The 13886-nt window shown below is 39.8% G+C and carries 10 protein-coding genes; 1 reads left to right on the plus strand and 9 read right to left on the minus strand.

Going from position 1 to position 13886, the window contains the following annotated elements; all coding sequences use genetic code 11:
- Positions 1 to 105 precede the first annotated feature (105 nt).
- From CWB75_RS16250 to CWB75_RS16265, 4 genes are all read right to left on the minus strand, one after another.
- Positions 106 to 1095, minus strand: a complete 990-nt coding sequence (locus CWB75_RS16250) for a hypothetical protein (RefSeq protein WP_138571198.1) — start codon at positions 1093 to 1095, stop codon at positions 106 to 108.
- Positions 1096 to 1242: 147 nt separating this feature from the next.
- Positions 1243 to 1761 carry a hypothetical protein gene (locus CWB75_RS16255; RefSeq protein ID WP_138571199.1) on the minus strand — a complete coding sequence of 173 codons (519 nt, stop codon included), beginning with the start codon at positions 1759 to 1761 and terminating at the stop codon, positions 1243 to 1245.
- A gap of 119 nt (positions 1762 to 1880) precedes the next feature.
- Positions 1881 to 2468 (minus strand): hypothetical protein, encoded by a 588-nt coding sequence (locus CWB75_RS16260; RefSeq protein ID WP_138571200.1) that lies wholly within the window; start codon positions 2466 to 2468, stop codon positions 1881 to 1883.
- 503 nt (positions 2469 to 2971) lie between these two features.
- On the minus strand, positions 2972 to 3316 hold the full coding sequence (locus tag CWB75_RS16265; RefSeq protein ID WP_138571201.1) for a hypothetical protein: 345 nt from the start codon (positions 3314 to 3316) through the stop codon (positions 2972 to 2974).
- Between the two features lie 236 nt (positions 3317 to 3552).
- Between CWB75_RS16265 and CWB75_RS16270 the strand changes: the two genes are divergently transcribed.
- Positions 3553 to 4518, plus strand: coding sequence for an integron integrase (locus tag CWB75_RS16270; protein WP_138571202.1), 966 nt, complete (start codon positions 3553 to 3555; stop codon positions 4516 to 4518).
- Between the two features lie 129 nt (positions 4519 to 4647).
- Here the strand turns inward: CWB75_RS16270 and CWB75_RS16275 are convergent, their stop codons facing one another.
- The 5 genes from CWB75_RS16275 to CWB75_RS16295 all read right to left on the minus strand — a co-directional run bounded on the left by CWB75_RS16275 (position 4648) and on the right by CWB75_RS16295 (position 13841).
- Positions 4648 to 6360 carry an alpha-amylase family glycosyl hydrolase gene (locus CWB75_RS16275; protein ID WP_138571203.1) on the minus strand — a complete coding sequence of 571 codons (1713 nt, stop codon included), beginning with the start codon at positions 6358 to 6360 and terminating at the stop codon, positions 4648 to 4650.
- Between the two features lie 70 nt (positions 6361 to 6430).
- Entirely contained in the window at positions 6431 to 8833 is a 2403-nt protein-coding gene (locus CWB75_RS16280) for a glycoside hydrolase family 15 protein (protein ID WP_138571204.1), read from the minus strand.
- A 36-nt stretch (positions 8834 to 8869) separates the two neighbouring features.
- Positions 8870 to 10360, minus strand: a complete 1491-nt coding sequence (locus CWB75_RS16285; RefSeq protein WP_075169306.1) for an MFS transporter — start codon at positions 10358 to 10360, stop codon at positions 8870 to 8872.
- Positions 10350 to 12209 (minus strand): alpha-amylase family protein, encoded by a 1860-nt coding sequence (locus CWB75_RS16290; RefSeq protein ID WP_138571205.1) that lies wholly within the window; start codon positions 12207 to 12209, stop codon positions 10350 to 10352. The genes CWB75_RS16285 and CWB75_RS16290 overlap by 11 nt, the downstream gene beginning before the upstream one ends.
- Before the next feature lie 138 nt (positions 12210 to 12347).
- Positions 12348 to 13841 carry a tryptophan halogenase family protein gene (locus tag CWB75_RS16295; RefSeq protein WP_138571206.1) on the minus strand — a complete coding sequence of 498 codons (1494 nt, stop codon included), beginning with the start codon at positions 13839 to 13841 and terminating at the stop codon, positions 12348 to 12350.
- Positions 13842 to 13886: the final 45 nt, after the last annotated feature.

Here is a 13886-nt window from a genome sequence, read left to right on the forward strand (position 1 = left end):
TATTGATTTGATACCAACGCCAACTTAAGCGGAAAAATATTGTTGGCTAAAATGTTGAACGCAGTGAAAACAGCCAACTGTAAATTTTCCCGCTTGATTGGCTTGTTATGTGTTTTTTGTATGGTAACGTAATTGCCCTTTCAAATATTTTGAATCAACTTTATTTAACTCCATTAATACACCGCCATGGTTTGCAGATTCAGTAATTTGATTTCTCAATGTCTCTGACATTTCACCTCTACTTAACAATAGCTTGTTCGGAAATTTAAACGTGTCATCTATCGTAAAGTCAAAGAAATGTGGCCATACTCTTTTGTTAATCGGTATGTTTCCTGACTCAAAGAAGCTTGAACGAGCACTATTGAGTACCATGTAATATGGATCGTCAATTTTAGTAGTATATGCGGAATGCACTTCAATTTTTTCAGTTGAATTTAATTTCATCTTACTACCTTCATTTTTGCCTAGCGCTTTAAAGAAAATAAAGACCATTTCATCTCCTTGTTCGAGATGCAAAATATTTTCCATAGCTGACATATCATTTTTAAAGGCCCAAAAAGAATTGCTTTTAGAAGTATTGGCAAGCATTTTATCAAAGTTGTCTTTTGCACTTTGCCCTCGCAAAGCAACAACCCAAGTTTTAGTGCCAACTTTAGTTGTCACTTTAGTAGATAAAGCTTCTTCCCATAAAGTGTCTATTCGCATTATCAGCCATTTTTCAAAGTCGTATTTATTTATAACAACATGCGGTAATGATGTGTCTTTTGGTTCATCAAAAGAAACTAAAAAGCCATTATTTTTTTTAAGTGCATCTATCTGATTTTGTTTGCTTAAATCCGATGATTTCCATTTTATTTCTACTGGATACGATTTGTCGTCACCTTTAAAAAATAGTGAAAAATCAGGTCTGTACCCATCCATTTCCAAAGTATCTTCCGGAACAACCAGGTTTAAATACTTAACTTTTTTCCTTAAAAACTCCGGAACCAAATCTTTTCGAATGACCCTGTCTAAGTAAATCTTTTCAAAATAGTACCTATGGATAAGCTTTTCATTAAATGCATTTCTATTTATAGATTTTTTTGAAACTTTCAATTTTTACTTCCGAAGTTTGGTAGTAGGTATCGATGAATACACATAACGCCCTGTTAACAGGCGATAAAATAGTTGGTTAAAATTAGCGACGAAGGAGCAAAAACCAACTGTTTTTTGTCCTTGTTTAACAGCTTGTTATGCTTCGATTCACTCTTTAGCTTTAGAAATTCCATCTATTTTTTTTGCTAGCAATATATTAGAGTTTTGAACATCAACGACTGTTTCATTGAGGATTTCTATATGCTCAACTAATTTCAATTTGGCATTATAATTTACTTGTTGCCTCAAAAGGTCGTTTGATTTTTCAAGCTGATTTACAATTAAAGATAACTCATTAATTTGTTCAGATTGCCACACCCCATCTTCACGCCAATCAACAAATGAAAAAACAGCTGAGGTTAAAGCAATAAACAATGCGAGAAATGAAATATAAACGCCTCTTTTAGACAGCTTATTATTTTCAATACTTAAAGTATGATTATCAGCTGAAAGCTTCATATTTTCTTTTGCGCTCTCTTCTAAAAATCGTCTGTTCATTTCGATAGATAGTAAACTGGCCTCAGCATCAAACTTAAAATTACCTACAGCTGCTGCCCAAGTATTTCTATATCGTTCATCCAGATCATCATCATCTAAATCTTTGGGGTTAAGTTTTCTATCGACCATCCATACTCTCAATCTTTAAGAAGCATAACGCCCGCATAAGGGGCTGATAATAGTTTGCTAAAATGTGAAGCGGAGCGGAACCGAGCAAACTGTTAGCAGTCCCGTGCTTAATGCGCTTGTTATGACTGCATTACACCAATATATAAATCCATTAAGGAACGTGAAATTAATACCAAACAAAACATTCCATTTAAAATTCTCAAAATATCTGATTTTTCTTTTTTATTCCAAAGGTTGGAGTTTGAACTGTTACTCATAGCTAGAGCGAAAAAAATGTAGACCACATGTGCGAACAATACGACTACAATTGTAACTGGAATTATAATATTCAAGCTGAAGGGCTTAGGTGGATTGTAGCCAGTCAGCAAAGACGAAATTATCGATGCAACCATTAAAGAGACATATGTAAAAAGTAACCCCAAACCAAACTTAGTTATAAATATAAAGATCTTGTTCATAGTAGAATTGTAGTTTTCAATTGGACCTTTCAAGGCAATATGAGCAGTGAAATAAATAGCACCGATAGAACAAAATAACTTGGCCCCCAATGGAGCCACCTGCTCACTCAAAGCTTTAAAAGCTAACTTGTCGTATATAGTTTTACCAAAGATAAGTGAGGTAAGAATAATCCCTACTGCAACAATAAAGAGTGACAAGTATCCTAATTCTTTATATCTAAAAGGTTGATTAGATAAATACTCTCTCATTTATACTCCGAAATTCAATTGCAGTCATAACGCCCAAATAATGGGCAAATATCAGTTGGTTAAAATAAGCGACGCAGGAGCAAAAACCAACTGTTATTTGTCCTGATTAATTTGCTTGTTATGTTGCTATTACTTTGAACAGATTAAAAACACCGATACTTAAAAACAACAAGCCCCAGACCAAACCGAACAACCTTAATTTGCTATCTGCGTTTGATGGTATTGCTACCATTGGTCCGATACCAATTTTATAACCCAGTTGCCAAGATAAACATTTTTCTAAGCCCCAGAAAAGGATAAATACATAAACACTGATTAAAGACTCTTTGCTATGACCCAAATAATGAAATAGGAAAAACAAGAACAAGCATATTACTGAGAGGCTAAAAACTACTTTTCGAAATTTCACCAAACTAGGAATCTTCCTTGCAACATAACGCCCGCAGCTGCGGACGCCTTGTAGTGACGAAGGAACGGAAAGGCGTTCCGACAGACTGCGTTTGTTATACGTTTTTATATAAATCGTGCAAGTATTCATTTTCTATATCGTTAAGCAGAGTATCACCGTGGGTTAGCTTTAGGTTGTTAGAATCGTCTGAATCAGAAATTGACCTGACACCATCGAGTACACAAAGGAAACCAAAAACAGATTCATTTACAGCATCGGATATAATACTTTTTACCATATCCTTATCAGAGTCACTTAAGGAATTAAACCAAGCCGATTGTTTAACCAAATTTTCATCGGGCTTTCTACCTGGAGGTGATTTCAAATTCTCCATTGTATTTTCAATAGCAGATGTCGAAACAACATCTTCGATTACTAAAATAAAATCAGAGTTATTCACCAAGCCTCCTGAAACGTATAACAGCTTATTCAAAGGATCTAAACCCGCAAGTTGTAGACATAAAATCCTTTGATTTTTTAATACTTTAAGTTTAACTCTGTATCTAAATGTAAATCAAGGGATTTATATTTGTTGTTTTTTTGTTGTTGTAAAATACAAGAAATAATCCCGCGAGTTGTTGAAAAAAAACTAAACACAACTACTGTTTGTATATACAGCACCAGCTGGAGCAGATTATGGCTTCTATATTTTTAGAATCAATCCGTGACTTTATGATAACGCGTCGTTATGCCAAGCGTACTATAGACACTTATCAATATTGGATAAAATTTTACATTTTATACCATGGTAAAAAACATCCGGCGCAATTGGCAGAGTCGGAGGTTGGGCAATTCTTATCTTATTTAAGTAATCAGCGTAATGTTGCAATGAAAACTCAGGCAACGGCTTTAAATGCTTTGGTATTTTTATACCGTCATATTATTAGTCGACCGTTATCACTTGAAATGAATTTTAATAAATCACTCGTGTCACCTAAATTACCTGTAGTACTGACCCGTGAAGAAATACAGCGTTTATTATTGGCAATGGATCCAAAGTATAAACTTATCGCTCAGATACTTTACGGTAGTGGTCTACGTTTAATGGAAGCTGTAAGGCTACGGGTAAAAGATGTCGATTATGACTATGTCTCATTAATGATTTGGCAGGGCAAAGGCAATAAAAACCGCAGAGTAACATTAGCACTCGAACTACTGCCCTTGTTGCGCAGCCAAAGTCACTTGGTAAATGACTACTGGCATCGAGACAAACAAGCAACAGACTATGCCGGTGTCTGGCTTGCGAATGCATTAGCTAGAAAATACCCAGCGGCTCCTTATGAAATGAGCTGGCAATATTTGTTTCCTTCTGCCCAGTTAAGCATGGACCCAGAAAGTAAAAAGCTGCGTCGCCACCATATTGATGAAACAACGGTTCGTAAAGCAATTAAACAAGCAGCAAAGCTAGCAAAGATTCAAAAAAATGTTACCTGCCATACACGACGGCACTCGTTCGCTACCCACTTACTTGAATCTGGTGCAGATATACGCACCGTGCAAGAGCAACTCGGCCATAGCGATGTTCGCACCACGCAAATATATACGCATGTTTTACAACAAGGCGCGAACGGGGTAATTAGCCCACTAAGTAAAATATTATAAAGTTTGAATTTAAAAGACTTTTATCTAATCTAATAAACTTAAAAAATGAGCTATAACTTGGGGCAATGCAATAAAAGCACTTTAACCAAAAGGGGCTAACGTATGTTAGCCCTTTTGTGTGTTTTTTATTTATAGTGTGTTGTTTAGTAACAATAAACCATAGCCAGCGAGTTGCTCGTCATTGAGGTCGTGTTGCCAGTTAGGCGTTAACCCATCGCGTTTAATACTACTGATGATTTGTGGGTTAGCGGTTAAGTTAAGCACAAACATACTTTTACTGCCGTTTAACTCGCGGGTTATTTCAACAAGGCCGTTGTTATGCTGTGTTAATTCATAACTGCCTTTAATACCCAGCTCTCGGCGCTGTTTTTTTAGTGCGATTAAGTGCTGATATAAACGCCACAGTGAATTAGATTGTGCTTGTTGCGTTTTTACATTGCGATCAGCAGCATTAATTTGCTGTGCTAAATATTCAGGCCACCACTGGGTGTAGTTATCACCAAACAGTTTAGCCTGCTCAACCCAACTTGTTTGAGCTTGAGTAAAACCAGCTTGGTTGCTGTTATTCCACTGCATTGGTGCGCGTTTATACACATCGTGACCTGTACCACCTTGTGTTAGGCCAATTTCTTCACCGTAATAAATATACGGCGTGCCAGGAGAACTAAATAACATGGCAGCAGCAAGTTTTGCCTTATCGTCGTGCTCTGCAAGTTGATAAGCAACACGTTCTTGGTCGTGATTAGTTAAAAACGGTGCAAAAAAATCAAGTGGCGCAGTTGAATCAATACGCTGTTGTAAATTTTGTTTGAGCACATTGGCATCAACTGCATTGATTTTTTGGTTAGATTGCATGGTGCCAAATTGCGCTTCACCACTGGCATCGGGTTTTAATAAGCCCAATATTTTATAGCCCACTTCAAAATCAAAGCCTTGATCGAGGCCTTTACCTTCGCCAAAGTATTTTGCCGCAACGGGAATGTCAGCCCATGCTTCACCCACTAAGTACGCCTCTGGATCAACGCTTTTTACATATTGGTTAAAATGCTGCCAATATGCAATGGTTTCGTCGGTATCGGCTTGCGCATCTGCGCCACCTTCCATTGCAAAACGTACTGCGTCTAATCTAAACCCTGCAACGCCTTTATCAAGCCAAAACTTAGCCATTTTTTCCATTTCGGCAACAACATCAGGGTGGCGTAAATTCAAGTCTGGTTGGCTCGCTCCAAACGCACCATAGTAATACTGCTGACGTGTTTCATTCCAATGCCATACTGCGTTGGGTTGGTCGTTATTACTCCATGCGTGGCCCCAGCCGCTTCCGGCTTTTGGCATATCGTCGCGCCAAATAAAGTAATCTGCATAAGGGGCTTCATTATTTGCTGAACGCTGAAACCATTCATGGTTACTTGATATATGGTTTATAACTAAATCAAGTATGACTTTCATGCCTTTGTCGTCTGCAGCTTTTATAAAGGCTTCAAACTCGGCCATGCTGCCGTAGTCGTTTTCTACTTGGTAAAATTCAGTAAAATCATAACCATGATAAGAAGGTGCTTCAAACATTGGGGTTAACCACAGCGCATTTACGCCGAGCTCTTGTAGATACGGGAGCTTTTGGGTCATACCATTAAAATCGCCATGACCATCAGCATCGCTGTCGTAAAAACTGCGGGGCCAAATTTGGTAAAAAATGGCGCTTTCCCACCATGGGTTTGCTTGTTGTTCAGTGTTTAGTGGCGATGTTTCGGTGTTATTCGTGTAGTTATTTAATGATGGTGCGCTTTGGCAGCCTGTTAGCATGATTGCTAATGCTAATGCGCTCAAGGTAAATGTTTTCATTTCAGCCTCGTTATTATTGTAATAAATAACATAGCCGTATTTTACTACGGCTATGTTAGTTAGTTTGCGATTATTTTAGTGCTTTAGTTACCACTGGGTAATGATCCCATACCTGCTTGTCGCTTAGTGAGCGCACTAGCTTTACGTATTCCGCATGTGTCCACGCCAATGGTGTGGCCGAGTTAGTACCCTCGCCTAACGTGTAACCCGCTTTATTAATGCCTACACCATCCCATACTTGTTCAGGTAGCATCATGCCTTGGTTAGCAAATTGCTCTAGGCCTTTTACATAGCTATTTTTAATAGCCTGCTGTTTTGTTGCATCTAAACTATTATTGGCATTTGCGGCGGCAATTTCGTAATGACCTCGTTCACCGGTAAAAAATGGCCAAACTCGCCCACGTTGCCCTGGGCTGTTTTTACCACCTTGCGCATAGTTAGCGCCCGTTACTTCGTCTTCACCGTATCCGTCGTTACCATAGCGGCGGTAGCCTGCAAATGTGCCGCTGCCGTCAGTAAACTCAAAGCTGTATTTAACTTGTAGGTTATCGGTTAGGGTTTCATCATCATATTTTGGCAATGTTTTTACTATGCTAGGCGCTAGCGCATCACGTACGCCATAGCGAACCAACTCTAAAAAGCCACCATCAAGTATTTGCTTTTTATTAAACCCTTCACGACCATTATTAGCGTTAATTTTAGTATTTGAATTGGCGTCTTTGTCTTGGCTAATGCGGATAAAATATTCACCATCAGAAGCGCTCGACTCTAAATTACCAGCCGTTGTAAACATTAATTTTTCAATATCATTGTTATAACGCTTAGCTGTATTTAGGTAACGTGTTGCATTGGCATCATCACCTGCTAGTTTAGCGATATCGGCTGCAGTAATTAAACCGGCAACAACCGCGGCGGTGGTTGATGGAGAATACCCTTCTTGCTCTTCCCAGCGTTCTTGCTGAGTAGCTGGCGGCGTTATTTGTGTGTCGTTCCATAGAATGTTTGCACGGCCACCCTCAACTAAAAAGTCTGCTGCGGGCTTTAACATACGGCTATACCAATCGGTGAGCTCTGCATCACTTAATACACCTGCCTGATGGAGTTTCCATGCAAGCATGAGTGGCATTGCTGTTTGGTCTAGCTGTACGCCTACCCATTCTAGTTCACCATCAACATGTGTTTTTTGTAAAAACCACCCTGTATCGCCTTTATTGCCTGGGGTTTTGCTGTTTACTTGAACTTTTTCAAGGTATTCGAAGGCGGTTTTAGCGGTCGCATTATCGCCCATGGCCATAAACGCCATGGCAACTTGATAAAAGTCGCGCACCCATACCGCTTTGTAACCAGTAGAGCCTGTTTTAGCCGATACGGTTTCGCCCCAAGGGTTAGATAGTGAGGCAATAAGCGCACCTGCATGAGTTTTATCTTCTTGCGCTTTAAGTACCATTGCACTGGTGTAAAGTAACTTGCCGTTATCTGCGGTTTGTTCGCTCATGTTATTTAGCGGTGCAAGGCTTTGCAGGTAGTCTTGCCAACCAAGCGCTTCGCCTTTACCGTTGTAATTATCAAGCACCGCTTGGTAACCTTTGGCTAACGTAGCTTGGCCTTGTTTAAAGCTGGTTTGTTCGCTATTACCAAAGCTTAGGGTTAAATCGAACTGGCTGTTTTCACCAATTTCACCCAGCTCTGCTAGTAGGCTAACATTACCCGATTGTTCACCGGTATTTTTATAAACCTGAGTAAGCTGCTGAGTTGTTTTAAGCTGGCTTAAACCATCGCTCACACCTGTAAAACCAACACTTGTTTGTTTAAATGGCTGAGCACCTTGCAATGAAAGGTAGCTGTTGTCTTGCCATGCAAGCAATCCTTGTTCTGTAGTTTTAGCAAAATCATCAAGGCCGTTATTATCAACATACGGGTTAACGCTTACGTAGGCCTTAACGCCTTCAAGCTGGGTATTAAAAATACTGCGTACAAATAAGCTTTGCCCATCAGGATCGGTAAATATGTGTTTTTCGAGGCTAAAGCGGCCTTGTTTATCTTTGCTTACTACTTTGTAAGCTAATGATAACGGGCGGCCTTTATCGTCTTTGTATAAGTAGTCAATGGTAACGTCTAAATCGTCAGCTTCGGTAACTGTAAAATCTTTTCCTGCTACAACAAATTGCATGTCTTTAATTTGCGCTTGGTGAATAAGCCCAAACATCGTTTCGGTGATCATACCTTTGGCAATTGAGAACCATACTTTTGACACCGTTCCTGTAGGGGCTTCATCACTGTAATGGCCATTTTGATATTGCTCAAAAGATGTGCCAATACCGGTTTTACCTGCATAGGCCCAAAATGGATCTGCCCCTGGGGCTCCCGGTGCCGATACCTGCATTACAGCGCTGTTTGATGGCTCTTGCTGCGCGCCACAAGCTGTTAAACCAAGCATTAATAAACTGGTGGTAATTGTATTTAATTTTTTCATTTTAAAGCCTTAATTAATTTCAGTTTACTCGTTACGTTACTGAGTGTGCTTAACACGCAATACCGCAACCGCTGCAAGTACAAACGACACAGCGCCCAGTACTAATGCGTAAATAGGTTGGTTTTCAAAAAAGTGGCGTAATATTAATCCCAGTACGCTGGCGGCTAATAATTGTGGGATCACAATGAAAAAGTTGAAAATGCCCATGTAAACGCCCATTTTATGACTCGGTACTGAAGTACTTAACATTGCATAAGGCAGTGATAAAATAGACGCCCACGCAAAACCTACGCCTATCATTGGCCAAATAAGTAAACTGGGATCTTTGATGAACATAAAGCTCGCTAGGCCCAACGCACCTAAAATAAGGTTAAGTGCATGTGCTACTTTTAATCCCACGCGTTTAACGATGATCGGGATACATAAAGCAGCAATCGCGGCAAAGCCGTTGTAAGCGGCGAATAATATACCCACCCAATCTGCACCGTTGTTGTACGCTAACGAGCTGGTGTCGGTACTACCGTAATGAAAGCTAGTAACCGCTGAGGTGCTATAAATCCACATAGCAAATAACGCAAACCAACTAAAAAATTGTACCCATGCCAATTGCTTCATCGCCTCAGGCATAGTGAATACATCATTCACTACATTATAAAAACCGCCGCTAGTGTGCTGTTTAGCTTTTAATGCCGCTGCAATAAATTGAATAACACCAAAACTAACTAACCCAGCAGCCAGCAAGTAAAGTTCTTTTTCCAGATCCAGCCCTAATACTGTGGCTAAAACAAGCAAACCTAAGCCGCTAAAAATAACGCCGCCTTTGGTAAAATTAACGCTATTAGTAATATTGGTTTGTGTTGTTTGTGATTCTTGTTGATTAAATTGTGCAAGCTGCTCGGGTGAATACTCTTTTGTGGTGACAATAGTCCAGCCAACTGCAATAAATAAAATAACCCCACCAAAGTAAAACGAATACTTTACAGAATCAGGAATTTGACCAATCGGTGCGGTATTAGCAATATCAAACCAGTTGGTCATCATCCAAGGCAGTGCTGATGCAACCACTGCTCCCACGCCAATAAAAAAGCTTTGCATGGCATAGCCTGTGGCGCGCTGCTTGTTTGGCAAGTTGTCGCCTACTAAAGCACGAAATGGTTCCATGGTAACGTTAATTGAGGCATCCATAATCCACAGCATACCCGCAGCAATCCAAAGCGTGGGGGAATTTGGCATAATAAAAAGCGATAACGTGGTTAATATAGCGCCGTATAAAAAGAAAGGACGGCGGCGGCCTAATTTGCCCCAAGTTTTATCACTCCAATAACCAATAATTGGTTGCACAATTAAGCCGGTGAGTGGCGCTGCAACCCATAAAATAGGAATATCATCGACATTAGCGCCGAGTGTTTGAAAAATTCGGCTTACGTTACCGTTTTGCAGTGCAAAGCCAAATTGAATGCCTAAAAAGCCAAAGCACATATTCCATATTTGCCAAAAGCTTAAGGTTGGTTTGTTGTTATAATTCATGATCAGCCTTATTTGTTAAAACGGCACTACTGAGTGCATCAAGGGTCAGCGTAAAGGTTGTACTTTGTTTCTCATCGCTCACCAAAATACCGCTATGCGACTCTAGTAGGTCGTATAGCGTTGAGTTTGGTTTGAGCATAGTTGCTTGATTCGGCGTGAGCGTAATAGTGACTGTTTGTGATTGCTGACTAAAGTTGCTCAGCACCCATAATGATTGCTGGCCTAAGGTGCGTAAAAAACCCACCACTCTATCACTGCCTGTTACCATCAAGGGTGCCATATCACCGGCAACAACAGCAGGTAAGCCATTAAGTGCCATAATTGCGATATAGTATTGACGTAACTGTGCTTGCTCAGGAGTTAAATTTGCGCCATCAAACTTGCCATTATTCATCCATGCTTGGTGCGCTGGTACACCAATGTAATCAAAAATACTGGTGCGTGTAGGCGAACCAAAGCCTGCGTTTTCTGATCCATCTTCACCTACGTCTTGGCCAAAATAAAGCAAGGTTGGCGAACGACTAATTAAGTTAGAAACCACCATAGCCGGTTTACCCCATGCAGCGTCGCCAGCAAAGTCAGGACTTGCGATACGTTGTTCGTCATGGTTTTCTAAAAAATGCAGCATGTGCTGTTCAATATCTGCCACTTCAGCTTGTGCTTTAAATAACGTGTTAGCGGGTTGCTTACCTTGCATAATCCCTTTTAGGGTGTCGTAAAAACCGACCTTGTCATACAAGTAGTCCATTTTACCTTGGTGAATATAGGTGCGGTACATCAATGGGTTATATACTTCGGCGAGTAAAAACGCATCGGGTTTATGTGTTTTTATTGATGAATTTAAAAAGCTCCAAAATTCAACGGGTACCATTTCAGCCATATCATAGCGAAAGCCATCAACCCCTTTATCTAACCAATAAAGGGCAATATTTCTAAATTTATACCAACTATTTGGCAGTTCTTTATCTTGCCAAAATTCATAATGTGCACGGTAATCTTGGTTTTCAAGCGATTTAGGTAAAGTTGGAAAGTCTAGGCTGCCATCGGGTTTAACACCGTAGTTAACTTTTACCGTTTCGTACCAGTCGTTTATATCAGGCTTTGGAGCACGTGCACCATTGCCAGTCCATTTTGCTGGGATTTCACTAAATTGACCATCGGCTAAAGGGTGTTTGTTGCCACCTAATACTTGGTAGCTGTCGCTTGTTGGTACTTTAAATGATTCACCCGGTACATAGTAAAAATTATTATTTTTAGCATACGCCTTGCTAGTATCATCGTCCTCACCAAAGTCTTTCACGCCGTTAGGCTTTGCGATTGAGTGATAATCTCGAGCCACATGATTAGGAACAATATCAATAATTACTTTCATGTCATGCTCATGAGTACGCTCAATTAGCGCGCTGAACTCTTCGAGTCTATTAGTAACATTAATTGCCAAATCAGGGTTTACATCGTAATAATCTTTTATTGCGTAAGGCGAACCTGCACGCCCTTTTACCACATCAGGATCGTCTTGTTTTATACCGTACTCAGTGTAATCACCCACCAAGGCATGATGCAAAACGCCGGTGTACCACACATGCGTGGTACCTAGCTCTTTAATGCCTTTTAATGCCTCGTCGTTAAAATCAGCAAACTTACCAACTCCATTTTGCTCTTTGGTTCCCCATGGCACATTAGCGGTTTGGGTGTTACCAAATAAACGAGTAAATACTTGATATACCACTGGCTTAACTGGGTCTGTTTGCTTAACTAACAAATCTGTTTTTATCTCTTTGTCATCACTGCAACCGTGCACCAGCAATGCGCTGCATATAAGCAACGGCGTGTAAAATCTTTTTTTCATTGTGTGTGTCATTTTTATTTCAGTGTTGTTATAGGTTTATACTAAAGCTAAGTAAGGCTTGGTTACAGTTGCTGCATACGTATTCACAGCCATATTCAGTGACAATTAACCCGCAACCAAAGCACCACGTCACGCCACTTAGTTTGTTTTTAACTTAGTTAAAAACTCTTTATGAGTAGGCAGTTTATCTACCGTTGAATTTATTAGGGTTTTTAACGTTGCGAATAAATCCGTTAGTTGTTCACTGCTTAATGAATCAACAATACTGTTATAGTCATCTGGTATTAGGCCTTGACCTATAAATACTTGCTGCCAAGCTACTTCTGCAAATAACTCGTCGTTTTCGCGCACGACTTTGCCCGTTTGTTTAAATAAATCCATTTTATGCGCTAACGATTGAGGAATTTCCATTTGCTTACATTGACGCCAAAATGGGGTGTCTTCTCGCTCAGTTAATTTATAGTGCAAAATAATGAAGTCACGAATATGCTCGATTTCACTGATGCTTTGCTTATTAAATTCAGTTACTAACGCATCACTAACCCCATTATGAGGAAACAACTTAATTAAACGTGTGACCGCACTTTGTATTAAGTGAATACTAGTAGACTCTAAGGGCTCTAAAAATCCACTAGAGAGCCCTACTGCGACTACATTTTTATGCCACTGCTTTAAACGTCGACCTGTTTTAAATTTAATTAAACGCGGGCTTGTTGTTGGCACACCCGGTAAGTTATTTAATAAAAGTGCGGTTGCTGACTCATCCGATAAATAGCGGCTGCAATACACTAAGCCATTACCTGTTCGGTTTTGTAGCGGAATTTGCCACTGCCAGCCTGCGTCATGTGCTATTGATCGCGTATATGGCTTTAATTCGTTGCTGCCTGTTGATTGCACTGCAACAGCACTATCGCAAGGTAAATAATGCGACCAATCAACAAACCCCGTATTGAGAGTTTGCTCAATTAAAAGTGCGCGCTGGCCAGTACAATCTATAAATAAATCGCCTTGGATTTGGCTATTATCGTCAAGTGTTAAGTTGGTGATATTACCTGTGTCTGGGCATTGCTCAACACGTTCTATTTTTGCATCAATGTGTTTAACGCCGCGTGATAATGCAAGATTTTTTAAATATTCAGCATACAAAGTGGCGTCAAAGTGAAACGCATAACTAAGCCCTGGTAATTGAGTATTAGGAATAGTATTTAGTAGCGTAAATTTGTGCTGTTTAGCGGCTTGATAGTTAAGAGAAAAATCCCATAAAGAGTCCTCGCTGCCATTAATGTGCCCTTTTACCCAAAAATTATAAAAGTCACAAAAGGGAAAATCTTTACCAAACGAGCCAAATGCATGCATGTAGCTATGCCCTGGTGTTTTCCAATTTTCGAACTCTATACCCAGTTTGATAGACGCATTAGTAGCATTTATAAAATCTTGCTCATTAATACCGAGCGCATTATTAAGCCCAATAATAGGAGGAATAGTGGCCTCTCCCACACCTATAGTGCCAATGCTACTTGATTCAATAAGGGTAATATTAATTACTTTACCTAACACTTTATTAAGTAGTGCTGCGGTTATCCAACCAGCTGTTCCACCGCCTGCAATGACGACATGTTTTATTGGCTTCATATTATTGCTCACTTTTTTAAATCAGAATTTAAAAAGTTTGATAAA

Source organism: Pseudoalteromonas sp. S1608 (genome assembly GCF_005887265.1).
Classification (GTDB): Bacteria; Pseudomonadota; Gammaproteobacteria; order Enterobacterales; family Alteromonadaceae; genus Pseudoalteromonas; species Pseudoalteromonas undina.

Coding starts and splice junctions, on each gene's coding strand:
- CWB75_RS16270 (WP_138571202.1), top strand. CDS start 3,553: ATGGCTTCTATATTTTTAGAATCAATCCGTGACTTTATGATAACGCGT.
- CWB75_RS16260 (WP_138571200.1), bottom strand. CDS start 2,468: ATGAGAGAGTATTTATCTAATCAACCTTTTAGATATAAAGAATTAGGA.
- CWB75_RS16295 (WP_138571206.1), bottom strand. CDS start 13,841: ATGAAGCCAATAAAACATGTCGTCATTGCAGGCGGTGGAACAGCTGGT.
- CWB75_RS16275 (WP_138571203.1), bottom strand. CDS start 6,360: ATGAAAACATTTACCTTGAGCGCATTAGCATTAGCAATCATGCTAACA.
- CWB75_RS16285 (WP_075169306.1), bottom strand. CDS start 10,360: ATGAATTATAACAACAAACCAACCTTAAGCTTTTGGCAAATATGGAAT.
- CWB75_RS16290 (WP_138571205.1), bottom strand. CDS start 12,209: ATGAAAAAAAGATTTTACACGCCGTTGCTTATATGCAGCGCATTGCTG.
- CWB75_RS16255 (WP_138571199.1), bottom strand. CDS start 1,761: ATGGTCGATAGAAAACTTAACCCCAAAGATTTAGATGATGATGATCTG.
- CWB75_RS16280 (WP_138571204.1), bottom strand. CDS start 8,833: ATGAAAAAATTAAATACAATTACCACCAGTTTATTAATGCTTGGTTTA.